General features: G+C 70.2%; 22 protein-coding genes. 13 read left to right on the forward strand and 9 right to left on the reverse strand.

Going from position 1 to position 26,466, the window contains the following annotated elements:
- Positions 1-15 precede the first annotated feature (15 nt).
- From AB0I59_RS28130 to AB0I59_RS28145, 4 genes are all read left to right on the forward strand, one after another.
- The gene (locus AB0I59_RS28130; RefSeq protein WP_061257780.1) at positions 16-1,245 is read left to right on the forward strand and encodes a lipase family protein; all 1,230 of its coding nucleotides are present in this window, start codon (positions 16-18) and stop codon (positions 1,243-1,245) included.
- A 1,069-nt stretch (positions 1,246-2,314) separates the two neighbouring features.
- Positions 2,315-4,699, forward strand: coding sequence for a putative Ig domain-containing protein (locus AB0I59_RS28135; RefSeq protein WP_358137668.1), 2,385 nt, complete (start codon positions 2,315-2,317; stop codon positions 4,697-4,699).
- A gap of 67 nt (positions 4,700-4,766) precedes the next feature.
- Positions 4,767-5,027, forward strand: coding sequence for a winged helix-turn-helix domain-containing protein (locus tag AB0I59_RS28140; RefSeq protein WP_061257781.1), 261 nt, complete (start codon positions 4,767-4,769; stop codon positions 5,025-5,027).
- Between the two features lie 304 nt (positions 5,028-5,331).
- A complete protein-coding gene (locus AB0I59_RS28145) occupies positions 5,332-5,880 on the forward strand; it encodes a YceI family protein (RefSeq protein ID WP_061257782.1) in 549 nt (182 codons plus the stop codon).
- Positions 5,881-6,061: 181 nt separating this feature from the next.
- On the opposite strand, the gene AB0I59_RS28150 is transcribed toward AB0I59_RS28145, so the two are convergent.
- Together AB0I59_RS28150 and AB0I59_RS28155 are read right to left on the reverse strand one after the other, a co-directional pair.
- On the reverse strand, positions 6,062-8,548 hold the full coding sequence (locus AB0I59_RS28150; protein WP_358137672.1) for an N-acetylmuramoyl-L-alanine amidase: 2,487 nt from the start codon (positions 8,546-8,548) through the stop codon (positions 6,062-6,064).
- 202 nt (positions 8,549-8,750) lie between these two features.
- Positions 8,751-9,089, reverse strand: coding sequence for a rhodanese-like domain-containing protein (locus tag AB0I59_RS28155; protein ID WP_358137675.1), 339 nt, complete (start codon positions 9,087-9,089; stop codon positions 8,751-8,753).
- A gap of 37 nt (positions 9,090-9,126) precedes the next feature.
- On the opposite strand from AB0I59_RS28155, the gene AB0I59_RS28160 reads away from it, so the two are divergent.
- Positions 9,127-9,768, forward strand: a complete 642-nt coding sequence (locus tag AB0I59_RS28160) for a TetR/AcrR family transcriptional regulator (RefSeq protein WP_358137678.1) — start codon at positions 9,127-9,129, stop codon at positions 9,766-9,768.
- 29 nt (positions 9,769-9,797) lie between these two features.
- Here AB0I59_RS28160 and AB0I59_RS28165 read toward each other — a convergent pair whose 3' ends face one another.
- Positions 9,798-10,394: a TIGR03086 family metal-binding protein gene (locus AB0I59_RS28165; protein WP_358137681.1), complete on the reverse strand. Its 597-nt coding sequence runs from the start codon at positions 10,392-10,394 to the stop codon at positions 9,798-9,800.
- 661 nt (positions 10,395-11,055) lie between these two features.
- On the opposite strand from AB0I59_RS28165, the gene AB0I59_RS28170 reads away from it, so the two are divergent.
- Both AB0I59_RS28170 and AB0I59_RS28175 read left to right on the forward strand, forming a co-directional pair.
- Entirely contained in the window at positions 11,056-11,787 is a 732-nt protein-coding gene (locus AB0I59_RS28170) for a TetR/AcrR family transcriptional regulator (protein ID WP_358137683.1), read from the forward strand.
- 19 nt (positions 11,788-11,806) lie between these two features.
- The gene (locus tag AB0I59_RS28175) at positions 11,807-13,069 is read left to right on the forward strand and encodes a cytochrome P450 family protein (RefSeq protein WP_061257934.1); all 1,263 of its coding nucleotides are present in this window, start codon (positions 11,807-11,809) and stop codon (positions 13,067-13,069) included.
- Between the two features lie 152 nt (positions 13,070-13,221).
- Here the strand turns inward: AB0I59_RS28175 and AB0I59_RS28180 are convergent, their stop codons facing one another.
- From AB0I59_RS28180 to AB0I59_RS28195, 4 genes are all read right to left on the reverse strand, one after another.
- On the reverse strand, positions 13,222-13,527 hold the full coding sequence (locus AB0I59_RS28180) for a hypothetical protein (RefSeq protein WP_061257787.1): 306 nt from the start codon (positions 13,525-13,527) through the stop codon (positions 13,222-13,224).
- A 129-nt stretch (positions 13,528-13,656) separates the two neighbouring features.
- Complete coding sequence (locus AB0I59_RS28185; protein ID WP_358137686.1) at positions 13,657-13,785, reverse strand: hypothetical protein; 129 nt, start codon at positions 13,783-13,785, stop codon at positions 13,657-13,659.
- A gap of 13 nt (positions 13,786-13,798) precedes the next feature.
- Positions 13,799-13,972 (reverse strand): hypothetical protein, encoded by a 174-nt coding sequence (locus tag AB0I59_RS28190; RefSeq protein ID WP_358137689.1) that lies wholly within the window; start codon positions 13,970-13,972, stop codon positions 13,799-13,801.
- Positions 13,973-14,021: 49 nt separating this feature from the next.
- Complete coding sequence (locus AB0I59_RS28195; RefSeq protein ID WP_358137692.1) at positions 14,022-14,798, reverse strand: IclR family transcriptional regulator; 777 nt, start codon at positions 14,796-14,798, stop codon at positions 14,022-14,024.
- Positions 14,799-15,138: 340 nt separating this feature from the next.
- Between AB0I59_RS28195 and AB0I59_RS28200 the strand changes: the two genes are divergently transcribed.
- From AB0I59_RS28200 to AB0I59_RS28220, 5 genes are all read left to right on the forward strand, one after another.
- Positions 15,139-16,233 (forward strand): polyprenyl synthetase family protein, encoded by a 1,095-nt coding sequence (locus AB0I59_RS28200; RefSeq protein ID WP_358137695.1) that lies wholly within the window; start codon positions 15,139-15,141, stop codon positions 16,231-16,233.
- 299 nt (positions 16,234-16,532) lie between these two features.
- Positions 16,533-17,828, forward strand: a complete 1,296-nt coding sequence (locus AB0I59_RS28205) for a family 2B encapsulin nanocompartment shell protein (RefSeq protein ID WP_435831106.1) — start codon at positions 16,533-16,535, stop codon at positions 17,826-17,828.
- Positions 17,829-17,843: 15 nt separating this feature from the next.
- Positions 17,844-20,144, forward strand: coding sequence for a terpene synthase family protein (locus tag AB0I59_RS28210; RefSeq protein WP_358137698.1), 2,301 nt, complete (start codon positions 17,844-17,846; stop codon positions 20,142-20,144).
- Between the two features lie 4 nt (positions 20,145-20,148).
- Positions 20,149-21,525 carry a family 2B encapsulin nanocompartment shell protein gene (locus tag AB0I59_RS28215; protein WP_061257790.1) on the forward strand — a complete coding sequence of 459 codons (1,377 nt, stop codon included), beginning with the start codon at positions 20,149-20,151 and terminating at the stop codon, positions 21,523-21,525.
- Between the two features lie 479 nt (positions 21,526-22,004).
- The gene (locus AB0I59_RS28220; protein WP_358137701.1) at positions 22,005-22,835 is read left to right on the forward strand and encodes a nitroreductase/quinone reductase family protein; all 831 of its coding nucleotides are present in this window, start codon (positions 22,005-22,007) and stop codon (positions 22,833-22,835) included.
- 22 nt (positions 22,836-22,857) lie between these two features.
- Here the strand turns inward: AB0I59_RS28220 and AB0I59_RS28225 are convergent, their stop codons facing one another.
- Both AB0I59_RS28225 and AB0I59_RS28230 read right to left on the reverse strand, forming a co-directional pair.
- Positions 22,858-23,562: a GntR family transcriptional regulator gene (locus AB0I59_RS28225; RefSeq protein WP_061257791.1), complete on the reverse strand. Its 705-nt coding sequence runs from the start codon at positions 23,560-23,562 to the stop codon at positions 22,858-22,860.
- A gap of 69 nt (positions 23,563-23,631) precedes the next feature.
- Positions 23,632-25,065 carry a phosphotransferase family protein gene (locus AB0I59_RS28230; RefSeq protein WP_358137705.1) on the reverse strand — a complete coding sequence of 478 codons (1,434 nt, stop codon included), beginning with the start codon at positions 25,063-25,065 and terminating at the stop codon, positions 23,632-23,634.
- Between the two features lie 140 nt (positions 25,066-25,205).
- On the opposite strand from AB0I59_RS28230, the gene AB0I59_RS28235 reads away from it, so the two are divergent.
- Complete coding sequence (locus AB0I59_RS28235) at positions 25,206-26,423, forward strand: CaiB/BaiF CoA transferase family protein (RefSeq protein ID WP_061257793.1); 1,218 nt, start codon at positions 25,206-25,208, stop codon at positions 26,421-26,423.
- Positions 26,424-26,466: the final 43 nt, after the last annotated feature.

Consider the following 26,466-nt stretch of genomic DNA (forward strand, 5'->3'; position numbering starts at 1 on the left):
ATCGAAGGGATCAGCATGAGCGGACAGAACGAACAGCAGATCGCGGAAGCGCTCAAGGCCGCACCGCCGATCATCCTGGCTCCCGGCCCCAAGGAGCGCCCCACTCAACTACCACCGCCGCCCAACGACGTATGGGACCTGCCCGGCGGCACCGCCTGGGTGTACCACGGGGAGGGCAACGGCGACCTGGTCGCTCCCGTGATCATGGCGGACGGCTTCAATACCGGGCCCAGCACCCCCGAGTTCTCCTGGAACGTCCTGCAGTTCAGCGGATACCCCTTCATCGGCGAACTCCGGAAGCGCGGCAAGGACGTCGTCCTTCTCGGCTTCACCGAACGCAGCGCGTCCATCCTGGACAACGCGAACACCGCCATCGCGGCGATCCACGAAGCGATCGCGCGGCGGATTGGCAGCCACCCGCTCACGGTCGGCGGCTTCAGCATGGGCGGCCTGGTCACCCGGTACGCCCTGGCCAAGCTGGAGACCGAAAGGATGAACCACCAGACGCAGCTGTACTTCTCCTACGACAGCCCGCACCGCGGCGCGTGGATCCCCATCGCCCTGCAGGCGTTCGCGCACTACATCCGCAGGCTCGACAGCCGGTTCTCCGACCAGATGAACAGCCCGGCCTCGCGCCAGCTGCTGTGGCAGCACATCGCTGAGTGGAAGGATGCGCCGGCCACCGCCAAGGAGCGGACCGAGTTCCTCGCCGCGCTGGAGCGCGTCGGCGGCTGGCCGCGGATCCCCCGGCTGATCGGCGTCGCCAACGGCGTCGCCTCGGGCAAGGGCAACGGCATCAAACCCGGCGTCACCGCCGTGCGCGGCACCGGCCTGGCCATCACCGGCACCGACCTGCGCACCCAGGCGACCGGCACCGACTCGCTGGTCGCCACCCTCCGGGTCGTGACCGCGCAGCGGCCGGAGATCCACGCCACGGGCATGCCCGACATCGACGGCGCCCCCGGCGGCATGCTGGAGGGCTTCGGCATTCTCGCCGACGAGCTCAACAAGCTCACCCACCTCGGCATGGCCGTCGACAACCCGACCCGCTCACACTGCTTCGTCCCGGCGGTCAGCGCCGTCGCCATCCGCGACATCGCCACCCACGACGATCTGTACGCCAACATCGGCAGCCTCTCTCCCGACGACAGCGAACTGGACGACTTCAAGCTCGCGTCCAAGAACGAGGGCCACACCACGATCACCAAGGAACTTTGCTCCTGGATCCTCGACCAGCTCCCGTAGCCCAGCGGCTCACCAACAGGTGGAGGCGGCCGTGATGGCGATGCCTCTGTTCAGTGGCAGAGGACACGGCCGCAGCCGCAGGGACGGTAGCCCACTCAAATAGAGACACTCCTCCCGACGCCCCCTTATCGGTATTCCGGTGGAATGCCATAAGGGGGCATCCACTTCGGACCATCCGTCGTCGGCAGGCCGGATGCAGAGCGCCGCTCAGGTGCGGCCCCTGCTGCCGGGTGCGGAGAGCGGTGACGAGGCGGACGCCGTACGGACGGTCTTCGCCGGGTCCTACCGGGCGCTGCCCGAGCCCGTAGCCAGGCTGTTCCGATTACTGGGGTTGCACCCCGGCCCCGAATTCGGGGTTCCAGCCGTGGCGGCGATGGTCGGGATCGCGCGCGTATGCCCTCGACCAGGCGGCCGCCGAGGAGAGCGAGGAGAGCCGCCACGCCGTCGTGCGGCAGGTGATCACGTGGTATCTGCGTAGCGCGGCGCACGCTCAAGAGAAGCTGGCTCCCCTTGATCGGCCGATCGGGTTGGGCGACACCACCCCACCTGTCGCGGCGGTGAACGTCTCCGGCTATTCGGAGGCGCTTCGATGGTTTCAGGCCGAGGCGCCGAACACCACGCCATGGCCCTCGCACTGCGGCGGGACATCGGGGACCGGTTCCCGGCCGAGGGTCGCCCTGCCGATTCCCTGGTCTCTTTCCAGCGCTCCGCGAGCATCCAGCGGCGCATGGGCGTCGACAGCCGCGAAGCGCGGGCACTGGACGGCACCTATGAGGCATACATCCCCCGGGCTCGTGCCGTACGTGACCGGATCACGGCCATCGGGTCGGTGCGGCACGCCCCTCCTGACCGGAGTCGTCGGCTCGTCGTGACCGACGGATCACGCATTACATCCTTTTTTGTCGGCTTTGTCGGCAGCCTGTCGCCGCCGCGACGGCCCGCGTTCAGCCGACCCCGGCACTGTGTCGCTGGCGGTTGATCAACCCCTTCGCGGATGATCAACCGCTTCGCGGCCACGGTGGCCGAGCGCCCCGGCCACGGCCCGGGCGAGGTTCCGAAGGAGTAACGCGTGCGCGGTAACACGACGACGCGCCGTCGCGGGAGAGGCGTGGTGACGTCGATCGTCATCGCCTCGACGCTGGGGCTCGGTGTCGCCCCCGTCCTGGCGGCCGACGGCGACCAGGCCGACACGGTGGTTCTCACCGAAGACTTCTCGTCAGGGGAACTCCCCGTCGGGTGGACCAGCCACCTCGGCTCCTGGCAGGTCAAGGACGGCCGCCTCGAAGGCACGTCTGTGAACGGCCAGCGTGCTCGCGTCACGTTCGGCACGAGCTACGAGAACTACCGGATCGAGGCCACGGCGAACTTCCTACAGGTGGCGAACGACTCCCGCTGGCTCAACCTGGCCGCGGACTTCCACGGTGCCGAGGACTACGGTTCGGTGTTCGTGGTCCGCAGCAACACGAAGCTGAGCAACGGCCTCGAATACGCGGTGAACAAGACGGCCGGCGGATCTTACACGTCGCCTGTCACCGCCGCCGCGAACGTCGCGCTCAACACGAACGAGACGCACGCGCTGTCGCTCGACGTACGCGGCACCCGTGCCACACTCTCGATCGACGGCGTCGCGTACCTGTCGACGAACGACCTGCTCCGTACGAACGGAACGCTCGGCCTCGTCGTCAACAACGCGACCGTCGCCTTCGACGACGTGAAGGTCACTCGGCTCGCCGCAGAGGCGACGGCGCCGGGCGCGCCGACGGGCCTGCGCGTCTCACAGAAGGACGGCCAGGCCACGCTCGCCTGGTCCGAACCCGCCGACGCGGGCACGACCCCTGGCGGGGCGGCCGCGACCGTGACCGGATACGAGGTCGCGATCGGGGCCGCAGACGCCGGCGCCGACGGCCTGACGTGGTCTCCGGCGACCGGGACATCCCACACGTTCACCGGCCTGGCTCCCGGCGCGTACGCGCTGTGGGTGCGCGCCGTGAGCAGCGAGGGCAGGAAGGGCGAGCCCGCGAGCGCCAAGGCGTCACTGGGAGTCCCCAAGATCAAGGGCTTCACCAAGACGCTCAGCGGTGGCGCGTGGAGCGCCGGCCACGTGCAGGGCATCGCGGTCGACGAGGCGAACGGCTACATCTACTACTCGTTCACCACCCTGCTCGTGAAGACCGATCTTGAGGGCAACGTGATCGGAACCATGGGCGGGTTCACGGGGCATCTCGGCGACCTCGACTTCAACACGGCCGACGGCCGCGTCTACGGCTCGCTCGAGTACAAGGCGCAGAAGGCCTTCTACATCGCCATCATCGACGTCGACGCCATCGACGAGATCGGGATGCGGGCGCAGAACTCGGACATCATGCGGACCGTGTACCTCGACGAGGTGGTCGCCGACTTCACGGCCGACATGGACGGCAACGGCGTCTTCGACGGGGACACGGCGAACACCCCGGACCACCGCTACGGCAGCAGCGGCATCGACGGCGTCAGCTTCGGCCCGAAGTTCGGCGAGACCGAAGGTGAACAGTACCTGACGGTGGCCTACGGCATCTACTCCAACCTCGCCCGTACGGACAACGACCACCAGGTGCTGTTGCAGTACGACATCAGTGATTGGGCCCGCTATGAGAAGCCGCTGGTCGAGGCGGCTCCTCATCACAGCGGCCCGGAGAGCGTGTCGGGCAAGTACTTCGTCCGTACCGGCAACACCACCTACGGTGTGCAGAACCTGGAGTACGACGGCTTCCTGCGGCGCTGGTTCATGGGTGTGTACGCGGGAGCCAAGCCGGCCTTCCCGAACTACACGCTCTTCGCGGTGGACGCCGCGACCCGGCCCGTGCTCGGCGAACTCGCCGGCACCGGGGGAGACCGGGGCCTCCTGATCGCGCCGGCGGCGGACGGGCGCGTCCACGAGGCCACCGGCGTCCGCGGCTGGGTCCAGAAGGCGGACGTGGGGATGGAATCGCTCGGCGACGGACTGTTCTACCTCGCACGCAACGGCACCCAGAACGGGCAGCAGACCGCCGACATCACGCTCTACCGGTGGACCGGCGACAACGACGCGCCGTTCGCATCGGTGAACGGCGAGAGCGAACTCCACCGCGCGCCGGTCATCACCTCGCGTGCGCCGGCCGGTGGTGAGGTCGGCGAGGCTTACGCCCACACCTTCACCGCCTCGGCGTTCCCGAAGGCGAGATTCGAGGTGACCGCGGGCACGCTGCCCAAGGGGCTCGCGCTTGACAGCGTGTCCGGGGTGCTCTCGGGTACGCCGACGAAGCCGGGACGGGCCGCGTTCACCGTGACCGCCGCGAACGAGGTCGGTCCGGCTGCCACGCAGAGGGTCGTCATCAAGATCAAAAACGGCAAGAAGGGCAACGGCAACGGCAACGGCAACGGCAACGGCAACGGGAACGGGAACGGGAAGGGCAACGGTTCCGCCGACGCTCGTTGATCGGAATATTGCCGGATATTTGCCGCCTCGGACGTGGGAACGCGTCCGAGGCGGACATCTATGGGGCGTGGCCACGACGATCGAGCACGACGGCCCCGTGCCGGTGCACCGGCAACTCGCGGACATCCTCCGCGACCAGATCCTGAGCGGCCACATCGAGCCCGATTGCGCGCTTCCCTCGGAGGCGGACCTCCGGCAGCGGTACGGCGTGCTGCCCGAGGACGTACGCCGGGCGATCCAGGAACTCAGCGACGAGGGTCTCGTCTACATCCTCGCCGACCAGGGGGCCTACGTGTCCTCCCGCGCGGAGGAGACCGGCGGCGGCTGACGCCATGGCTTGGCTCCGTAGCGCAGTCCGTCGATGAGCAGGGCGACCATGCGCCCGGCACGGGTGTGATCCACCACGGCCGGCAAGCACAGGTTGGACACCGCGTGCAGGAGTTCCATGGGTTCGACATCGCCGCGGATCGCACCGGCGGCGGCCGGTCGACGAGCGCGCCGCCGCCTGACAAAGGGTCCAGGCATCCTGACTACATGACCGGCCCTCCGCCAGGACGCTGGACCGCAGGTCAGAATGGGGTTCCACCATTAGCTGTGAACTAGCCTGGATAGCTGTGAACTAGCCTGGAGACATGGGCATCCAGCCTGGCACGTACACGATGGGTCCCGAATCCGGGCGGCTCCTCATTCGGACCACCCGCGCCGGACTCGGCGCGAAGGCCGGTCACGATCTCACCCTTGAGCCCACGCGCTGGCGCGGCGAGGCCACGGTGGCCGATCCGGCCGGTTCCTCGGTCGCTGTGGAGGTCGACGTCGAGTCGATCGAGGTCAAGGAGGGAACCGGTGGCATCAAGCCGCTCAGCGACTCCGACCGCAGGGATATCGTACGGAACCTCCGGGACAAGGTGCTGAACACGAGGGAACACCCGACGATCACGTTCCGGTCGTCACGGGTCGACGGCACCGCCGAGTCGTTCCACGTCGAGGGCGACCTCACCCTCGCCGGGGCCACCCGGACCGTCACCGTGGAAGGCCGGGTGGTCGAGGGGCGGGTGCGCGGGTCGACGACCATCGTGCAGAGCCGGTGGGGAATCCGCCCCTACTCGGCGCTCTTCGGCACACTCAGGCTCAGCGACGAGGTCGGCGTGGAGTTCGACGTCGGTCTCACTCCCGACGCCTGAGAGACACCGACACCGGATCGGAGTGACGGCCGGTCCCGAGACCGGCGGCGATCACGGCGGCGAGACCGGCGGTGGCTACGGCGGCGAGACCGGCGAAGGACTCGCCCGGAACGGGTCCGGGCGAGTCCCTTGCGGCGTGATCAGGCGTTTCTCGCGCCGTGGACGGTCGTCCGCCTCCGAATCAGCTCGCGTCGTCCTCCCCGGACGGAGGAGCGGAGGTCACCGCCGCGGTGGCCTCCGACGTCGCGTCGCCCTCCTTGTAGCCGGTCGCCGACGCCGTCACCCGTACGGACAGGTGCGCGCCGCGGTCGTGACCCTTGATGTGGTAGGTCTCCGCGGTGGCATCCGCGATCGGGAGGCCGTCGCGCAGCCACTGGTAGGAGACCTTCTCCGCCGCCGGTGCCCACGTGCCTGGTGACGCCTTCAGCGACCACCCGATCTTCGGAACGCCGGTCACCTTCGGCTTCTCGACGGACGAGAACGTGCCGGGCCCGACGGGCACGGTGGCCTCGGAGCGCGCCGACGTGGCGGTGAAGTACGGGTCGTCGACGGTCACCGTCACGGTCACGGCCTTGCCGAGGTCAGCGACGCCCGGCCGGAACGTCGCGGCGGTCGCGCCGGGGACCGCGGTGCCGTCCAGGTGCCACTGGTAGGTGAAGCCCTCCACCTGCCGTGACCACGAACCGGTGGAGGCGGTGAGATCCGCTCCCACCTCGGCGGTGCCGCCGATGGCGGGCAGCGCGGTGTTGACCACCGCGGACCTCTGGCTGTCGTGCAGGTCCACCTCGGCCGCGCGGACGAACACCTGCCGGTGGGCGTACCACAGCTGGTAGTACCTGTCCTGGCCCTTGAGGTCGGTCCGGTCGCCCGGGCCCGACCCGTCGAACGTCTTCGCGTGGTAGTAGTCCGTGACCACGTCCTCGTCGCTGACCGCGTACGTCTGTCCGACCGGGACCTTGTACTCCAGCGGCGAGAGCCCCTGCACGGGGACGGTGGTGCCGGCGTACGCGGATGCCTCGGGATAGGCCCGGCCATAGACCGCGGCCGGTGTGGTCGTGGACCTCACGGTGACCGTCTTGGCGGACGTCCGGACGACGACGGGCTTGGTGGCGGGGTTGTGCAGCCAGGCGAGCGAGCCCGCCCACCACACGCCCAGCCAGTCGCCCTGCACCTCGGCGACGACGAGCTTCTGGCCCGAGACGGCACGCGCGCTGATGTCGCTCACGTAGGTCGTGCCCGCGACGCCGGTCGGCTTCCATCCCGGGTCCTTGGCGAGCGGGGCGCTCGCGGAGGGCGACTGGTGGAGCGGGACGAAGTTGGTGCCCGCGCCGGCGACGCAGTCCGGTGAGGGCGGCGACGCCGCCGCGCAGCCGGTCAGCGGCTGCGGGTTGTCGTGGTAGCCGGTCCGCACCTCCACGACGTCTCCCGCCGCGACATCGGACGTGGTCTTCCGCGTGCCGCCGATGGGAGCGCCGAGCAGTTCGAAGTAGTGGTCCCAGTCCCAGTACGGTCCCGGGTCCCAGTGCATGGTCTTGGTGTTACCGAGGATCGTCCCCGGCACCTGGTCGTGGCCGATGATGTGCGCCCGGTCGAGCGGGATGTCGTACTTCCCGGCGAGGTGCTTCACCAGGGCGGCGGAACTCTGGTACATCGACTCGGTGTACCACCCGGCGGTCCCGGCGAAGCCCTCGTGCTCGATGCCGATCGCGTGCATGTTCATGTACCAGTTGCCGGCGTGCCAGCCGACGTCCTTGGCGTCGAGGTGCTGGGCGATGTGGCCGTCGGACGAGCGGATCGTGTAGTTCCACGCGAGGTAGGTGGGGTCCTGGGCGAGCCTCACGGAGGGGCCGAAGTACCCCTCGGTGTCGTGGATGACGATGTAGTCGAGCTTCGGTCCTCCCGGCCCCGCGCGGTCGGCGAGGTCGTGGTTGCCGTAGTCGGTGGTGCCGTCCGGCTCGGTGGGGGAGCCCTTGGCGTACGGCGCCTCGAGCCACTCGCAGTCGAGTCCGGCCGGGCAGTCGGTGATCGGGGCGGCGATCTTCTGCGCGCGCGGAAGCACGACCGAACTGTCGGCGGCGAGCGTCACCCGCTGGCCGTCGTCGGTGACGCGGCTCTCGCCCTTCTGGAGGGTCTGGTACACCTGCCGAACGAAGTCGTTCTTGGAGCCGAAGCGCGCCACCGCGCCCTGCCAGGCGGTCAGGTCGTCGCCGCCCTCGTGGTAGGACGCCAGCAGCGCCGCGCCGCCGCAGATGTTGGCGTTCGGCTCCTGACGGAGCGCGGTGACCGGGAGGCCGGTCAGCTCGGCCGCCGCGGTGATCTGGCTCTTCGGCGTGGCCGTGCGGCCCTTGTCCGCTCCGTCCCAGGCTTCGGGTGCCTGGTCGCTCAGGTCGAACACGCCGTAGCCGCCGTCGTCGCTGGGCCGACCCTGATGATCGTTCCAGCGGGACAACATGTACGACACGGCCTTCAGCAGGGACTCGGGCACGCCCGTGGCCCGGGCCGCCTCGGAGAACGCCGCGTCCCGCGTGGGCGCGGACAGCGTCGCCGTACAGGACACCCGAGTGCCGGATACCTGTTCGGAGGCGGAGCCCACCGCGGCCGGCGTGACCGACAGCAGCATCGCCGCGGCCGCGCCCGCGACGGCGGCGCTCCGGAGTGAAGATCTCACCTATGTGACCCCTTCTCGAAATGCCTGTGGGGGGGTTCAGGCCGGGGTAATCACATAGCGCGCCGCCGTCTCGCGCCAGAGTGCTACGCAAATCTCGTCGAGATCGTAACTTTTCGCCAGGGACGGATGGTCGAGTGAAAATTACCGTCTTCGCATCCCCGGGGGGTCATCGCCCCACGGAAGACGCGCGTCGCGGGAATCTTCAGGACGTCGTGGTGAGGGACTCCACGGGCAGGCCGGCCTCGACCCAGTCCTGGATGCCCTCCCGGTACTTGCGGACGTTCGTGTAGCCGAGGGCGCTGAGCCGGTTCGCGACCGCCTGGCTGTTCGGGCACGCGACGTTCGAGCAGTAGGTCACGATCGCGGCGTCCTTGTCGGGCAGCAGGGCGGCGGCCCGCTCGGCGACCTCGGCCTCCACGAGGGCGACCGCGCCCGGCAGGTGCTGCTGGGCGTAGTAGTCGCCCCCGAGGGCGTCGACGACGATGACGTCGCCGGCGTCGATGGCGGCCTTGAGCTCGTCGCGGGAGATGAGTGCGGTCATTGCGTCCTCCAGAAGAAGTGGACTACAGTCCAGTTTTGTGAACGCGTCGGAAACTACCGGACCACAGTCCGGTTCGTCAAGGCAACTGCTTCACCTACTCAGGGAGGAGCCGCCGAAGGAGCGGGCGGACGCCGCGCGCAACCGGCAGAAGGTGCTGGCCGCGGCGGCCAAGCTGTTCCGGGAGGAAGGGGTCGAGGCCGTCTCGATGGACGCGATCGCCGCGGAGGCCGGCGTCGGCAAGGGCACCCTCTTCCGGAGATTCGGCGACAAGTCCGGGCTGGTGGCCGCGCTGCTCGACGACCAGGAACGCCTGCTCCAGGGAAGGATCATTTCCGGTCCGCCGCCGCTCGGCCCGGGAGCGCCCGCCGCCGAACGTGTCGTGGCGTTCGTCGACGCCTACGCCGCGTATCTCTTCGAGAACCTCGACCTGCTCCGCGTCTCGGAGACCGCCAGTCCCGGTGCCCGGTACCGGATCGGCGCGTACCGGTTCTGGCACCTCCACCTGGCGATCCTGCTCGCCGAGGCCCGCCCGGGCTGTGACGCCGATCTCGTCGCACACGCGCTTCTCGCGCCGCTGGGGGCCGAGCACGCGACCGCCGTACTGCACGAGCACGACGCGGAGCGGGTCGGTGCGGCCCTGCGCGATCTGGCGAACGCGCTGGTCGGAGCCCGTCCCTAGCCGAGATGGCGAGAACGCCGTGCGGAGGGTCAGCGGGCGGTCCAACCCGGGTCGCGGCCGAGGTAGCGCAGCAGTGCCGCGACGTCGTCGTCCCCGTCCTGCGCCTCCAGCGCCGCCGCGTACGCGCCGTACGCCCGGAGCGGCGGGACGATCTGCTCGGCGACCGCCATCAGTTCCCGGGCGAGCTTCGGGGTGAGCGGGGACGGCTGCCCGGTGGCGACGGCGATGTCCCAGGCGTGCACCGCGGCGTCGAGGGCGCAGGCGCCGACCCCGAGCGAGGCGGACATCGTGCCGGGCGGCACCGGGACCGGCACGTCCTCGGTGTCCTCGGCGATCGTCGACCAGGCGTCGGCGGAGGCCTTCATCGCCTCCTCCGCCACGGTCTGCGGGGCGGCGGCCAGCGTGCCGGAAGGCGCGAACGGGTCCTCCGACGGCATGGGCCCGCCCGTGATGAACCCGGCGAAGCCGATCTGGTCGCCCGCGGCGTGCTGGAGCACCTGGGTGGCATTCCATTCCGAGCAGGGAGTCGGGCGGGTCCAGTCCTCCTCGGCGACGGCGCGCACGGTCGTGCGCAGCGCCTCGTGCGCCTCGTTCAGCACGGCCCAACTCGTCATGTTCTCGGTCATTCGGGTTCTCCAAGCTCTCGGGGGAAGGGCCTGCGAGCGCAGGCGGGTGGAGCGGTCGTGGTGTACGGACGCCGTCTGGCCGGTGGTGGCGTTTCCTTCCGGCCGTACGCAGGTCCGGGGCGGTGGATGCGCCCTGGCGGCTTCCGTGTCTCCGACAGTAGACGGCAATTAGGACGGGTTCGTTCCTGATTGCGGGCCGCGAGGGCTACCGGCTCAGTCCACCACTCGGCCCGTCCGGTTCAGGGCGCCCGGAATGGTGCGCGCGCTCACCCCCGGGCACGCGGCGGTCCATCAGGCGGTCGTGGGCGATCGGCTGCGGTTGCCACTGGACGCGCACCTCTGCGAGGAGGTCACAGGGAAAGCGTCCCTGGCGCATCCGGCACTGGTCTGGGGGACGGCGAGCCGAGGGTCGTCCTCGACTGGCGGTTCGTCGCAGTCATGGCGTAGGAACGCCGGGGCCGCGGCGGCATCCCGCCAGAGGACGGGCATTGCCCGACGGCCCCCTGCGGCGTACGTTTGACTCGATGACCGGATTCCTCATCTCGGTCATGGCACACATCTCGGTCATGGCACACAAGGGGAAACGCGGCGGGCGCCCCTGAGCCGGCCGTGCCGGAGGCACGGCGAGAAGCACGAGCGGTGAGGAAGGACAGCGAGGATCGTGACGTACGCGGGTCTCGGGGCGATGAGTCCGGCCGAAGGGGAGCGTGACCGGCGGGCGGAGCGGATCCTCGACGCCGCCGGCGAGTTGCTGGTCGCCTGGGGGTATCCCCGTATCACCGTCGGAGACGTCGCCCGCCGCGCAGGCATCGGCAAGGGCACCGTCTACCTGCACTTCACCACCAAGGAGGTGCTGTTCCTCACCGTGCTGATGCGGGCCCAGCGCCGGATGATCGAGCGCTTCGTCCGGGACCTCCGGGCGGATCCGGCCGCCGCCCTGCTCAGCCGCATCAGTGCTTCCGTTTACCTGTGGGTGCACGAGGACCCGATCGTCCGCGTGATGTTCACCGGTGACATCGAGACCCTGGGCACGCTGAGCAGAAGCGCCGCCGACACCATCGGCGACGTGGTGGAGGCGCGCGAGCGCACGCTCGAGGCCTACTTGCGGCTGCTGCGCGAGCACGGCCTGATCAGCGCCGAGCCGTCTCCGGCGGTGCAGCGTCACGCGTACGTGGCGGTCATGACCGGGTTTTTCCTGATCGAGCCGATGCGGCCGTCCGGCGTCCCGAGCGTCGAGGACAACGCCGGCATGGTCGCCCATGTCGTCCGCTCGGCCTTCGAGATCTCCGACGACCCGGAGGCCACGGCGGCGGCGGCGCCCCGAGTGGTCGATCTCTACCAGAGCCTGCTCGACCGGCTGAACGAGGAGATCAGCAGGCAGAAACGCACCTGACACACCCGAGGAGGGAATGATGAGCACTCCCAGCACAGTCGGTCCCGTCGACATGATGGACCCCACGCTGCTGAGCGATCCGTTCCGGGGATACTCGCGGATCCGGGAGCAGTCGCCGGTCGCACGTGCCGTGTTCGCGGGTTCGAACACCCCGATCTGGCTGGTCACCCGGTTCGAGGACGTCAAGACCGTGCTGAGCGACCACCGCTTCGTCAACAACCCGGCCAACGTGCCGGGGACGGACGCGCCCAACCTTCGCGACGAGCTCATCACGGCTCGCGGCATCCCGCGCGAGTACGCCCAGTACGTGCTCGACAGCGTTCTCGACGCCGACGGCGACGATCACATCCGCTTACGCAGGCTGGTCTCCCGCGCCTTCACCGCGCGGCGGGTATCGGAGCTGCGACCACGTGTCGAGCAGATCACCGAGGACCTCCTCGACCGGCTCCCGGATCTGGCCGAGGACGGCGTCGTCGATCTCATCGAGGGGTTCGCCTACCCACTGCCGATCACGGTCATCTGCGAGCTGGTCGGCATCCCGGAGGAGGACCGCCCGCGGTGGCACGACTGGGGCAAGTCGCTCGTCGACATGCGTCCCGGAGCGGTGGCCGAGCCGCTGCGCGCGATGGTGACCTACATCCAGGACCTGATCGGACGCCGCCGGGCCCGGCCGGGCGACGACCTGCTCACCGGGCTGATCCGGGCCCACGACGAGGACGGCGACCGGTTCAGCGACACCGAGATGATCACGATGGTGCTCACCCTGGTCCTCGCCGGACACGAGACCACCGCCCACCTGATCGGCAACGGCACGGTGGCGCTGCTGACCCATCCCGACCAGCTCGCCCTGCTCCGGAGCGATCCGGGATCGGCGCCCCGGGCCGTCCACGAGCTGATGCGGTGGTGCGGGCCCGTGCACGGCACCCGCATCCGGTACGCGGCCGAGGACGTGGAGATCGAGGGAACGCGGATCAGGCGCGGCGAGCCGGTGATGGCCATGCTCGTCTCGGCCAACTACGACCCGCGCCGGTTCGACGACCCCGAACACCTTGACATCACCCGCGAGCCCGACGGGCGCCGCGAGGTCCACGTAGGGTTCGGGCACGGACTGCACTACTGCCTCGGCGCCGCACTGGCCCGCCAGGAGGGCGAGGTGGCGTTCGGGGCGCTGGTCCGGCGCTTCCCCGGTCTCGAACTGGCCGTGGCGGCCGACGATCTGGAACGCCAGCTCCTGCCCGGCTCCTGGCGTCTGGCCCGGCTGCCGGTCCGCCTGCACTCCTGAACGGGTACGGCGCCTCTGAACGGGTACGGCGCCTCTGAACGGGTACGGCGAACCGCTCGTCGCGGCGGCCCACCTGACCGGCGTGAACAGCCTGGTCAGATGGGCCGCGATCACTTCAACCCAAACGGATCCCGGCCTGGGTCACCGCCGTCCTACAGCAGCCGCAGGTCCAGGTACAGGAGCACGTGGAGCAGCGGGTTCACTCGCGGCACCCGGGTCACCGGGACGCAGTCGAACTGCGGGCACGGCGTGGTGAAGCACTGCTTGGGCGCCGGGACGCAGACGGTGCCCGGCGGGCACAGCGCGGCCGCGCACGGCGAGCCCGGGGCGCACGCCGCGGACGCGCTCGACACGGACGACCCGGTCGACGCGGTGCCGACGGCCGCCCAGGAAGGTGCCGCCGCCGACATGGACAGCCCGGCGGCGATGGCCGCCGCCACAACGAACCTGCGAAGCATTTCTCTCCCGAACACTCTGGAGCCCCCCGGCGATCATGCTCGCACATGGAACGATCCAATCGGCCCCCGCCGCGCGGGTGACCGGCCATGAAGGGAACGCCCCGGGGCTCTTCCTCAGGGCGGAAACGATCAGCCGGACCGCCGGGAGCCGTTCGGCGAAGGGGGCAGTGCCGTCCGCAGATCCGCGAACTCGCGGTACACGACGCCGGTCATGCCGAGCGCCATGGCGGCGGCGACGTTCTCCGCCCGGTCGTCCACGAACAGGCATCGTTCAGGGGCCGCCCCCGCGAGAGGCCGGCCCCATCAACGCCGGGCTCAGCGCGGTCTTCAGGACGGTGCCGGGCGCCAGGCCGTACGCCTGGTCGATCCGCGACTGGACCTTCGGATCGTGGAACCTGAGCACGCCGTCGAAATCGCACAACACGGCGTCGAAAGGTGATGTCACCAGTTCTCCTGAAGCCCGCGCCAGAGCACGCAGAGGAAACTCAGAGACGTCAGAGGAAGGACGCGGGCGGACCGTCGGCGCGAGGCCGGGGCGCCGTCGCGGAGAGTGCCTTGACGATGGTGACGGAGATCGCGTGCGCGGTCCGCTTCACCATCGCGGCGACCTCTCCCGACACGGCGGACGGCGAGGAGCCCGCCACGCTCACCGCCATGCGGATCCTGCCCTCGGCGTCGAACACGGGGGCGGCCGCGCAGACGACGCCCTCGGCGAACTCCTCCCGCGAGTAGGCGACACCGGTGCGGCGGACCACGCGGAGCTCCCGGTCGAGCGCGGCGTGCCCGGCGATGGTGCGGCGGGTCATCCGCCGCAGGGTGCCGCGGTCGTGGAAGGCCACGTTCAGCTCGTGATCGAACGCGAGCAGCACCTTGCCGCTCGCGGTGCAGTGCAGGGGCGCGCGGTCCACCTCGTCGGACGGCGAGCTCACCCGGCTGTGCCCGTAGACGCGTTCGACGTAGGCGATCTCCAACCCTCGGGCGACGGCGAGGTTGACCGTCTGCCGGGTCTGCTCATAGAGGCGGATCATGTGCGGCAGGACGATGGGGCGGGTGCCGGGGATCATCCTCGGTCCCGGGCCGGCCAGGGTGACCAGCTGGTCACCGATGGCGTAGTCGATGCCGATCCGCTGGGTCAACCCCTTGGCGCACAGGACGCCGAGCAGGCGGTACGTCGTCGTCTTGGGCAGGCCGGTCCTCCTGGACAACTCGGCGAGGCTCATCGGCTGGACCGCCGCGCTCAGTGACGTGAGGATCGTGATCGCTTTCTCCAAGCTGCTCGGCGGTTGGGCAGCAGGCGGCTGTCGCGGCAGGGACGAACTCTGATGAGCGATGGTCTGCGGCATTCTTTCGGTGTGCACCTAACGCGCGATGTGAGGGCATGATGCGGCTACGGGATTCGCAAGACCATGATTACCCATGGCAATGGATCACCACACTGCGTATCAAAGATGTTATGGATCGGGATGCCGATCGCCAGGATCCGCATGTCGGGGCGGGGACGGCGGCCCGAGGCCGGCCCGGCGCGTTCCGCTCTCCGGAATGGCACCTTCCGCAGTCTGTAGCCGATCAATAGCTTCCTGTGCATCGGAGCTTCCTTGAGGGGGACGGACGATGACGGTGGAGAGCGACCAGGCGTCGATCGGGCGGACAGCCGGAGAGACGGCCGAGGAGACCGCTCAGCGGATAAGAGCCCTGATCGACCGCCGGCTCGCAGGATTCCTCGACGAGCACGCCGCTCCCGTCGCGGATCCCGAGGTGGCGACGGCCTACCGGCTGCTCCGCCGCTTCATTCTCGGCGGCGGCAAACGGGTCAGGCCCCTCCTGTGCTACTGGGGATGGCGGGGAGCCGGCGGCGAGGACTGCGAACAGATCATCTCGGCGGGATCGGCACTCGAACTCTGCCATGCGGGCCTGCTCATCCACGACGACATCATGGACAGCAGCGATCTGCGGAGGGGCCGCCCCACCATGCACCGCAGCCTCGCCGGCCTGCACCCGGGGATGGCGGCCCGCTCGTTCGGGCAGGCCGCGGCCATCCTGCTCGGCACCCTCACGCTCGCCTGGTCCGACGAACTGCTGTCCGGCAGCGGGGTCGAGCCGTCCCGTCTCAAGGCCGCCCGGGTCCTCTTCGACCGGTTGCGCACCGAGGTGATCGCCGGCCAGTACCTCGATATCCTCGCCCAGGTCCGCGACCTGCCGACGGTGGAGCAGGCGCTCACGGTGGTGCGCTACAAGACGGCCAAGTACACCGTGGAGCGTCCCCTGCAGATCGGCGGGGCGCTGGCCGGCGCGGACCCCTCCCTGCTCGACGTCTACTCCCGGTTCGGCATCCCGCTGGGGGAGGCGTTCCAGCTCCGCGACGACGTGCTGGGCATGTTCGGCGATCCGGCGGAGACCGGCAAACCGGTGCTCGACGACCTCAGGGAAGGGAAGCACACGATCCTCATCGCGCACGCCCTCCAGCACGCCTCGCCGAGCCAGGCGCTCCACCTGAGAACCTGGCACGGCAACGCGGAGCTGACCGAGGAACAGGCCGCCGCGCTGCGGCAGATCGTGATCGACACCGGGGCGCTGGCGCACGTCGAGATCATGATCGACGAGCGCGCCCGCGAGGCGCTCCACGTCCTGCGCTCCGCGGCGATCGACGCCGAAGCCAAGGCCGGGCTGGCCATGCTGGCCGACGGCCTCATCCACCGGACCCGGTAGCGCCCTCGTCTCCCGGCCCGTGTACGGACCGCCCCGGCCACGCCGTGCGGTGATCCGGCGCGGTGATCCGGTGCGGTGGCGCGCCGCCCGCGACCACACCCGACGCGAAATCCCTCGCCGCGCCGGGGAGATCCCGATGTCTCCTCGCCGCGCGTTTCGCGAGCATGCCCAGGAAACCCGACAGAGAACAGGTGGTTCACGTCATGACGGAAACCGTTTCCTCGAACGAGCAGCCGCAGCTGAGCCTCGGCACCGCCGCCGCGCGGAACCTGGCGACGACGACCAAGTCGGCGCCGCAGATGCAGGAGATCACCTCGCGGCACCTGCTCCGGGTCCTTCCCTGGGTGCAGGTGATCGGGGGCGCGTACCGGGTCAACCGGCGGCTCAGCTACGCGGTGGGTGACGGGCGGATCACGTTCGTCTCCACCGGCGCGGACATCCGTGTCATCCCGGCCGAGCTGTGCGAGCTGCCCACGCTGCGCCGGTTCGACGACGGCGACGTACTGGAGGCCCTCGCCGGGCGGTTCACCCAGCGGGAGTTCGAGCCCGGCGAGGTGATCGTCAGTGCGGGCACACCGGCGGACCGGGTGGTCCTGATCGCGCACGGCAAGGTGAACAAGCTCGCGACCGGTGCGTACGGAAGCGAGATGGTCGCCGAGGTCCTGGCCGACGGCGACCACTTCGGCGACCGGACCCTGACCGAGGACGGGGCCGTGTGGGACTTCACCGCGAAGGCCATCACACCGTGTACGGCGCTGATCCTGTCGCGTGGATCGTTCCAGGAGGTCGCCGCCCTGTCGCCGGAGCTGCGGTCGTACCTGGAGAACCGGGAGACGGGCGAGACCAGGGCCGTCAACGCCCACGGCGAGGCGGAGATCGAGCTGGCGGCGGGTCATGTGGGGGAGGTGGCGCTGCCGGGGACGTTCGTGGACTACGAGGCGGAGCCTCGGGAGTACGAGTTGAGTGTGGCGCAGACGATCCTGCGGATTCACACGCGGGTGGCGGATCTGTACAACGAGCCGATGAACCAGACCGAGCAGCAGTTGCGGTTGACGATCGAGGCGTTGCGGGAGCGGCAGGAGTACGAGCTGGTCAACAACCGGGAGTTCGGGTTGTTGTACAACGCGGATCTGGGGCAGCGCATCCACACCCGCTCCGGCCCGCCGACCCCCGACGACATGGACGCGCTGCTCGCCAAGGTCTGGAAGGAGCCGGGGTACATCCTGGCGCACCCGCGGGCCATCGCCGCCTTCGCGCGTGAGTGCAACAGCCGCGGCATCTACCCGCAGAGCACCGAGCTGAATGGGAACAAGGTCCCGGCCTGGCGCGGGGTGCCGATCCTGCCCTGTAACAAGATCCCCGTCAGCGATCGCGGGGTGAGTTCGATCCTGGCGATGCGGACGGGCGAGGCCAACCAGGGCGTCATCGGCCTGCACCGCACCGGGCTGCCGGACGAGTACCAGCCGGGCGTTTCTGTCCGGTTCATGGGGATCAACGACAAGGCGATCATCTCGTACCTGGTCACCCTCTACTACTCCGCCGCGGTCCTGGTCCCGGACGCTCTCGGCGTTCTCGAGAGCGTCGAGATCGGCTAGCGAAGAAGGCGGACGATGCAACCCTTTGAGCTTCCCGACTTCTACGTGCCGTACCCGGCCAGACTGAACCCGCATCTGGACGGCGCGCGCACGCACACGAAGGAATGGGCCCAGGACATGGGCATGCTCGATCCCGGGCTCGGAGTCTGGGACGAGCGGCTGCTCGACTCCATGGACTACGGGCTGATGTGCGCCTACACCCATCCCGACGCCGACGCCGCCGAACTGGACCTCATCACGGACTGGTACGTGTGGGTGTTCTTCTTCGACGACCACTTCCTGGAGGTCTACAAGCGCGGCCGGGACACGGACGGCGCCAAGGAGTACCTCGACCGGTTGCCGGCCTTCATGCCGGTGCACGACACGGCGGACATGCCCGAGCCGGTCAACCCCGTGGAACGCGGCCTCGCCGACCTGTGGCGCCGTACGGTGCCCGGGATGTCCATGGACTGGCGGGACAGGTTCGTGGAGAGCACGAGGAACCTGCTGAACGAGTCGTTGTGGGAGCTGTCCAACATCGACGCGGGCCGGGTCGCCAACCCGATGGAGTACATCGAGATGCGGCGCAGGGTCGGCGGCGCGCCCTGGTCGGCGAACCTGGTGGAGCACGCGGTGGGCGCCGAGATCCCCGCGCGCGTCTCCCGCACCCGGCCGATGCACGTGCTCAGGGACACGTTCTCCGACGCGGTGCACCTGCGCAACGACATCTTCTCCTACCAGCGGGAGGTCGAGGAGGAGGGCGAGCTCAGCAACGGGATCCTGGTGTTCGAGAAGTTCTTCGGCTACGGGACCCAGGAGGCGGCGGACGCCGTCAACGACCTGCTGACCTCCCGGTTGCACCAGTTCGAGAACACGGCGTTCACGGAGCTGCCCCCGCTCTTCGAGGAGTACGCCCTCGACCCGGCGGAGCGGCTGGCCGTCCTCGCGTACGTCAAGGGTCTGCAGGACTGGCAGTCCGGCGGGCACGAGTGGCACATGCGCTCCAGTCGCTACATGAACGGGTCCGCCGGGGGTGCCGGGTCCGCCCCGGCCGCCGGTCCGGTGCCCGGTGGTCCGGTGCTCGGCGGGCCCACCGGGCTCGGCACCGCGTCCGCGCAGATCAGGCTCGCCGCCGGCCTACGCGGGCCGGGCGGGGCCAGGAGCTTCACCCATGTCCCGTACCAGCGGGTCGAGCCGCTGCCGAGGGACGGCATCGACCTGCCGTACCCCGTGCTGCTCAACCCGCACCTCGACACCGCGCGTAGGGAGAGCGTGGCATGGGCGGCGCGCATGGGCTTCCACGACCCGCTCCCGAACGTTCCCGGCCCCGGGTTGTGGACCGCCAGGCAGAACAAGGGCTTCGACTTCGCCCTCTGCTCGGCCAGGATCGATCCCGATATCTCCGCGCCCGAGCTGACGTTGTCGGCGGAGTGGCTCACCTGGGGGACCTACGCCGACGACTACTTCCCCGTGGTCTTCGGCCCCACCGGTGACATGACGGGCGCGCGGACGTTCAACGAGCGGCTGTCCGCGTTCATGCCGCTGGATCTCGGCGTCGTCCCCGCGCCGGCGAATCCGGTGGAACTCGCCCTGGGCGACCTGTGGGCCCGTACGGCGGCCGCCATGTCCATGACCGCCCGGCGGATGTTCCGCACGGCGGTGGAGAGCATGACGGAGAGCTGGTTGTGGGAGCTGGCGAACCACATGCAGAACCGGATCCCGGATCCGGTCGACTACATGGAGATGCGGCGCAGGACCTTCGGGTCGGACCTCACCAGGGCGCTGAACCGGCCGGTCAGCGAGCTGCGGGTGCCCCCTGAGATCTATCAGAGCCGCACCATGCTCGGGCTGGAGAACGCGACCGCCGACGTCGGCTGCCTGATCAACGACGTCTACTCCTACCAGAAGGAGATCCAGTACGAGGGGGAACTGCACAACTGCGTCCTGGTCGTGCAGGACTTCTTCGACTGCGACGCGCGCCGGGCACTCGGCGTCGTCACCGACCTGATCGCCTCGCGGCTGCGGCAGTTCGAGCATCTCGTCGCGGTCGAGCTGCCCGTCCTGTTCGACGACTACGACCTGGACGAGGGGGCGAGGAAGGCGCTCACCGCGTACGTGGCGGGCCTTTCGGACTGGATGTCCGCGATCCAGGTCTGGCATGAGGGGACCCGGCGCTATGAGGAGTCCGAGCTGGCGTACCCGAGAGTGAGAGGCGCCCTGCTCGACGGCCCCGCCGGGGTCGCCACCGGGGCACTGCCCATTGGCCCGACGGGACTCGGCACCGCGGCCGCGCGGGTCCTCACCCTGCTGGGCGCGGCGCGGGGATCGGTGGTGTGAGCCGATGACCTCCGACGACCAGCCGCGGCTGAGCCTCGGTACCGCCGCCGCGCGGAACCTGGCGACGACGACCAAGTCGGCGCCGCAGATGCGGGAGATCACCTCGCGGCACCTGCTCCGGGTGCTTCCCTGGGTGCAGGTGAAAGGCGGCACGTACCGGCTCAACCGGCGACTGACCCACAGGCCGGGCGCGGGACGCGTCATGTTCACCTCGGCGGACGCGCTGACCAGGATCGTCCCGGTGACACTGGGGGAGCTGCCCGCGCTGCGTGGGTTCGCGGACCTCACGATCCTGGACGCGCTGGCCGACCGCTTCGTCCAGCGGGATCTGGCACCCGGCCAGGTTCTCGTCTCCGCGGGGGACCCGGTGGATCGGATGATCCTCATCGCGTACGGCCGGGTGGACGTGGCGGCCGTCGGCGAGCACGGGCGCTCCCGGCTGCTCGGCGTGCTGGCCGACGGCGACCACCTCGGCGCGCAGGCGCTGTCCGGCGCGGCGATGAACTGGGGGTTCACGGCGACGGCGGGCACCGCCTGCACCGTGCTGAGTCTGCCCCTGGACGCGTTCCAGGAGCTGCTCGACCGTTCCGAGCCGCTCCGGGATCACCTGGGGCGGTTCGCGGCCCGCTCCCGAGCCCGGCAGACCAAGCACGGCGAGGCGGAGATCGAGCTGGCCGCGGGTCATGTGGGAGAGGCGGCGCTGCCGGGGACGTTCGTGGACTACGAGGCGGAGCCTCGGGAGTACGAGTTGAGTGTGGCGCAGACGATCCTGCGGATTCACACGCGGGTGGCGGATCTGTACAACGAGCCGATGAACCAGACCGAGCAGCAGTTGCGGTTGACGATCGAGGCGTTGCGGGAGCGGCAGGAGTACGAGCTGGTCAACAACCGGGAGTTCGGGTTGTTGTACAACGCGGATCTGGGGCAGCGCATCCACACCAGGACCGGCCCGCCCACCCCCGACGACCTCGACGAACTGCTCTGCCGGCGGAGGAAGTCGCACTGCTTCGTGGCCCACCCCCAGGCCATCGCCGCCTTCGCCCGGCAGTGCAACAGCAGGGGCGTCTACCCCGATTCCGTCCAGGCCGGGGAATCCATGGTGACGGCCTGGCGCGGGGTGCCGATCCTGCCCTGCGACAAGATCCCGATCAGCCGCCGGGGGCTCAGTTCGATCATCGTCATGCGGGTGGGGGAGGAGGACCAGGGGGTGATCGGACTGCACCGCACCGGGCTGCCGGACGAGTACCAGCCGGGCGTTTCTGTCCGGTGCACGGGCATCGACGAGAAAGCCATCGCCTCCTATCTCGTCAGTGCCTACTATTCGGCGGCCGTTCTCGTTCCCGACGCGATCGGCGTGCTCGACAGCGTCGAGGTCGCGTAACGGCGGGCGGCCCGGGCGATGCGGGGCGCCGGGGGCGGACACTCACCCGGCGCCCCGCATCGGCGTGGGCGTGCACCGGCGATCGCGGAATCGCGGCGGCGTACGACATTCTCATCATGTCGGCCGGGAAATCGATTTTGTCTCGACATGGGCGTGGCATTAGGGTGTCATTGTGACTGCCGGGTCGGCCATGGGCCATAAGCGAGTGAGGCACCCGGCCACGGCGTGAGGGCCGGGCGGGCGAGAGGCCCGCCGTTTCTTTTCTCCGCGCGTCTTCTTTTCTCCGCGCGTTTCGCGCGTTCGTCCATGAACCGATCCGGCCGCTGAATCGCCGATCGGTGGGATATCCGGCGCGCCTTCCCATAATTCCCACACCACGGTCGTGGTCGTCCGTGGTGATTTCCTGCCGCCCTGTCAGGCGGTTATTCGCCATGCCCGCGAACGTCCGCGGCAGCACCGATCCGGAGAAGAAACAGAGAATGCCGAACGATTTCAACCGACAGATCATCGAGGAGTTCCGCGCCAATGGAGGCCAGGTCGGCGGTCCTTTCGAGGGAGCCCGGTTGCTCCTGTTGACCACCACGGGAGCGCGGTCCGGCGCGTCGCACACGACCCCGGTCGGCTACCTTCCCGACGGCGGCGAACGAATCCTGGTCATCGCCTCGGCCGGTGGCGCGCCGAACCACCCGGCCTGGTTCCACAACCTGGTGGCCAACCCTCTGGTCACGGTCGAGGACGGCGTCTTCACCTATGAGGCGCGGGCCGTCGTACTGGAGGGGGCCGAACGCGACCGCGTCTTCGCCCGCGCGGTCGAGGCCGATGCCGGGTGGGCCGACTACCAGGCAAGGACGACGCGCGTCATCCCCGTGGTCGCCCTTGAGGCGGTCGCGGGCGGACCGCCGAACGCGGCGTCGTGGGGTGCGGCTCTCAAGCTGGTCCACGACGCGTTCCGGCGGGAGCTCGCCCTGATCCGCAAGGAGATCGCGGAGTCGGGTCCCGGGCTGGGCGCCCAGCTCCGGGTGAACTGCCTGACCCTGTGTCAGGGGCTGCACAACCACCACACCGGTGAGGACGCGGGGATCTTCCGGCCCCTCGCCGGGCGCCATCCGGAACTCGCCCCGACGCTGGACCGGCTGCGCCGGGAACACCAGAAGGTCGCGGACCTCCTCGCCTCCCTGCGGGAGGTCATCTCTCGTGACGGCGTGGATCCCCTGGTGGTGCTCGCCGAAGTCGAGCGGCTCGCAGAGGAGGTCGAAAAGCACCTCGACTACGAGGAAGAGCAGCTGATCCCGATCCTCGACGCTCCCTGAGCGGGGCGCCCGGCCGCGGCGCTCAGGTCGGGCGGGAGGCGAAGAGGTGCTCGGCGCCCTGCGGATGCGCCTGGATGCGCGCGATCAGCACGTCGCGGCCCTGGAGCACGTGCTCGCTCATCAGCCGCGCGGCGCGGGCGCCCTCGTGCGCGGCGATGGCGTCGCGGATCAGCCGGTGGAACAGGTGCGAGCGCTCCATCTCGCTCCTGTCGAACTGGCGGAACGCCTGGAACACCAGGGGGACGTCGACCGTACGGGCGAGGAGCTGGGCGAGCCGCTCGTGCCGGGCCGCGTGGATGATCGCGCCGTGGATGAGCCGGTTCGCCTCGCTGAGAGCCCGCACGCCTTCGAGGGTTCCGCCGGCGGCGATCCCGATCGACTCCTCGAAGAGGGCGATGCCCTCGTCGATGCGGGCGAGGTCCTCGTCGGTGATCCGGGCGGCCGCCAGCTCCGCGGCGAACGACTCAAGGAGCGCGCGCAGCGCGTAGAGGTCGGCCAGCTCCTCCACCGAGACGGAGCGCACGACCGCGCCCCGGTTGGGTTCGCTGTGGACGAGCCCCTCGGCCTCCAGCATGCGCAGCGACTCGCGCACCGGCGTGCGGGACAGCTCGAACTCCTTGGCGATGCGCTGCTCGATCAGCCGTTGCCCCGGCAGGTATCTGCCCTCGACGATCGCCTGGCGGATCTGCTCGTAGGCGGTGCGCGTGTTGCCCTTGGCCTCGGTCAACTCGTCCCCCGCTGCGCTCTGCTCCGGCCTGGTCCCGCTTCTCGCTGGATTGTACGCAATTCGTGGTGATCAGGTCGTGGGTCCGTGCACCCGGCGCGGGGCCGCCACCAGCAGCTTGTCGCGTACGGCCTCCGCCACGGCGGTCGCGACCTTCTCGCCGCGCAGGGAGCCGTCCCGGATGCGCCGGGCGAGCTCCCGGTCGTCGGCCACGCCGAGGGCGTCGAGCCGCCGGCGGTGCCCGGCGGCGAGGTCGGCGCCCATCGTGATCTCCCGCGCCGCGATCGCCAGGGAGTTGGCCGCGACCCTGGTCAGGTAGGCGGTCCTCCCCTCGACGGCCGTGAGCACCTCGCCGAGCAGGAACTCGCGTACGGCGGACACGAGTTCGGCGGCGCCGGGCGCGTCATGCGGCGGGCGCGAGGCGGAGGCCCCGTCCGTCATGTCGCCGGGCACCGGAGGGGCGGGGACGCCGAGCAGGTCGAGCAGATCGCGTTCGACGGTCGCGGTGCGGCGCCCGATCGCGGCCAGTTCGACCGAGCGTTCGGCGCCGCTGCGGTGGGCGTGCGCCTGCAACACGCAGATGACGCCCCATTTGACGTTTCCGAGCACCTCCCACCAGCGCACGGCCTCGGGCGTCACGGCCCGGCTGCCGCCCGCGGCGTGATAGGCCGCGAGCACGTCCTCGATCGCGGCCACGCCGCCGGCCCGCCCCGGCCCGCCGAAACGCCAGGACCGGACGCACAGCCAGCCCAGATCCTCGGCCGGGTCGCCGACGTGGGCGAGCTCCCAGTCCAGTACGGCGCGCAGGCGGTCGCCGTCGAGGAGCAGGTTGCCCAACCGGAAGTCGCCGTGCACGACGGCGGGTTCGGCGGGCGGCGGTCGGTGGGTCTCCAGCCACGCGAACCCGATCTCCAACGCCGGATGCGGCTCGCCGAGGTCGTCGAGCACGTCGCGGTAGAACGCGAGCGGATCGCGCGCCGGAAGCTCGGGCACCGTGCCGGGGTCGATGGCATGCAGAGCGGCGAGCGCCGTACCGGCCTGCGCGGCGAACCGTTCACGGGCCCGCTGGAAGCCGGGCGCGCGGAGCAGCTCCGCCGGGCTGGACTCGCCGGGCACCCTCTCGGTCAGGACGAACTCCCCGAGTGCGGCGACGTCCGGGGACGCGGCTTCCCCGGACGCGGCTTCCCCGGACGTGGCTTCCCTGGACACGGGGTCGCCGCTCGCGGCGATCACCCGGGGCACGGGTACCCCGGCCGCCGCGGCTGCCCGCAGGACCGCCGCCTCGGCGTGCTGGCCGATCTGGCCGGGCACGCCGCCCGCGCGTTGCCGCTGCAGGATCAGGCCGGGGCTCCCGCCGGTGAGATCGACCTGCCAGGTGGAGCGTGACGCTCCGCCGGACAGCCGGGTGAGCGCGGCGACCCCGCCGCCCTCGCCGTACGCGGTGCGCGCGAGCGTCTCGACCGCGGCGCGCAGGCTCTCGTGTTCCGTACCCGGATTCGGGGTCATCGGCTGTCCCTCTGGTCGGCGTCGGCTCTGGGTCGCAAAGACGTCTCAGGCGTTACTGACGCGGTAGTTGCATACCAAAATACGGTTTTCTGGCCCTCAGGGGTAGATTTTTGCCCCAGATTGCGTGCAATCTATCCGCCATGGAGAGCTCAGCGTCTTCCGGCGGCCCCCTCGCCGGCGTTCGTGTACTGGAACTCGGCAGCTTCATCGCCGGCCCCTTCGCCGGCCAGCTGCTCGGCGACTACGGCGCGGACGTCATCAAGGTCGAGCCGCTCGGTGAAGGTGACGTGATGCGCCGCTGGGGCGTCGTACGCGACGGCGAGAGCCTCTGGTGGCCGAGCATCGCCCGCAACAAGAGATCCGCCGCGATCGACCTGCGCCGGCCGGAGGGACGCGACCTGGTGCGCCGCATGGCGCGCGAGGTCGACGTGGTCCTGGAGAACTTCCGGCCCGGCACGCTCGCCGGGTGGGGCCTCGACTACGCCACGCTCGCCGCGGACCACCCCGGCCTGATCATGGTGCACGTCTCCGGGTTCGGGCAGAGCGGCCCCCGGGCCGGTGACGCCGGGTTCGGCAGCATCGGCGAGGCGATGGGCGGGATCCGGCACACCACGGGCAATCCGGACCGGCCGTCGTCGCGGGCGGGCATCAGCCTCGGCGATTCGCTGGCCTCGCTGTTCGCCGTGATCGGAACACTTGCCGCCCTGTCCGAGCGGTCACGGAGCGGCCGCGGCCAGGAGGTGGACGTGGCCATCTACGAGGCCGTCGCCGCGCTGATGGAGTCCACGATGGCCGACCACGAGCTCGCCGGAGTCACGCGCGGCCGTACCGGATCGGTCCTTCCCGGTGTCGCGCCGTCGAACGTGTATCCCACCCGCGACGGCGGCGAGGTACTGATCGCGGCGAACGCGGACACCATCTTCGGGCGCCTCTGCAAGGCGATGGGCACGCCCGAGCTGATCACCGACGAGCGGTACGCCACCCACGAGGCGCGGGGCCGCAGCATGACCGAGCTGGACGGCCTGATCGCGCGGTGGACGGCCACGCTGAACGCGGCGGAGCTGCTGGAGATCCTCGGAGAGCACCGCATCCCGGCCGGGCGCACGTTCACGGCGGCCGACATGCTCGCCGACCCGCACTACGCCGCGCGCGAGATGGTCGTACGGCTGACCAACGCCGCGGGCGTCGAGGTGCCCGCGGCGGGCGTGGTGCCGAAGTTCTCGCGCACGCCCGGGAGTGCGTCCGCCCCGGGGCCCGCGCTCGGCGCGCACACGCGCGCGGCCCTGGCCGACCTCGCCGGCGTCGGGCCGGGCGAATGGGACCGGCTGCTGTCGTCGGGGGTCGTCGCCGGCGGCTGAGCGGCCTCGCCGGGTACCGGCTCCCCGCGTCGAAGAGACCATC

The sequence above is a fragment of the Microtetraspora glauca genome, assembly GCF_040656155.1.
GTDB lineage: Bacteria > Actinomycetota > Actinomycetes > Streptosporangiales > Streptosporangiaceae > Microtetraspora > Microtetraspora glauca.

Bases quoted from the DNA above. Each gene is read 5' to 3' on its own strand.
- AB0I59_RS28200 (WP_358137695.1), top strand. From the start codon at position 15,139: ATGACGGTGGAGAGCGACCAGGCGTCGATCGGGCGGACAGCCGGAGAG.
- AB0I59_RS28175 (WP_061257934.1), top strand. From the start codon at position 11,807: ATGAGCACTCCCAGCACAGTCGGTCCCGTCGACATGATGGACCCCACG.
- AB0I59_RS28230 (WP_358137705.1), bottom strand. From the start codon at position 25,065: ATGACCCCGAATCCGGGTACGGAACACGAGAGCCTGCGCGCCGCGGTC.
- AB0I59_RS28145 (WP_061257782.1), top strand. From the start codon at position 5,332: ATGGGCATCCAGCCTGGCACGTACACGATGGGTCCCGAATCCGGGCGG.
- AB0I59_RS28235 (WP_061257793.1), top strand. From the start codon at position 25,206: ATGGAGAGCTCAGCGTCTTCCGGCGGCCCCCTCGCCGGCGTTCGTGTA.
- AB0I59_RS28210 (WP_358137698.1), top strand. From the start codon at position 17,844: ATGCAACCCTTTGAGCTTCCCGACTTCTACGTGCCGTACCCGGCCAGA.
- AB0I59_RS28165 (WP_358137681.1), bottom strand. From the start codon at position 10,394: ATGACCGAGAACATGACGAGTTGGGCCGTGCTGAACGAGGCGCACGAG.
- AB0I59_RS28155 (WP_358137675.1), bottom strand. From the start codon at position 9,089: ATGACCGCACTCATCTCCCGCGACGAGCTCAAGGCCGCCATCGACGCC.
- AB0I59_RS28215 (WP_061257790.1), top strand. From the start codon at position 20,149: ATGACCTCCGACGACCAGCCGCGGCTGAGCCTCGGTACCGCCGCCGCG.
- AB0I59_RS28180 (WP_061257787.1), bottom strand. From the start codon at position 13,527: ATGCTTCGCAGGTTCGTTGTGGCGGCGGCCATCGCCGCCGGGCTGTCC.
- AB0I59_RS28220 (WP_358137701.1), top strand. From the start codon at position 22,005: ATGCCGAACGATTTCAACCGACAGATCATCGAGGAGTTCCGCGCCAAT.
- AB0I59_RS28205 (WP_435831106.1), top strand. From the start codon at position 16,533: ATGCAGGAGATCACCTCGCGGCACCTGCTCCGGGTCCTTCCCTGGGTG.
- AB0I59_RS28130 (WP_061257780.1), top strand. From the start codon at position 16: ATGAGCGGACAGAACGAACAGCAGATCGCGGAAGCGCTCAAGGCCGCA.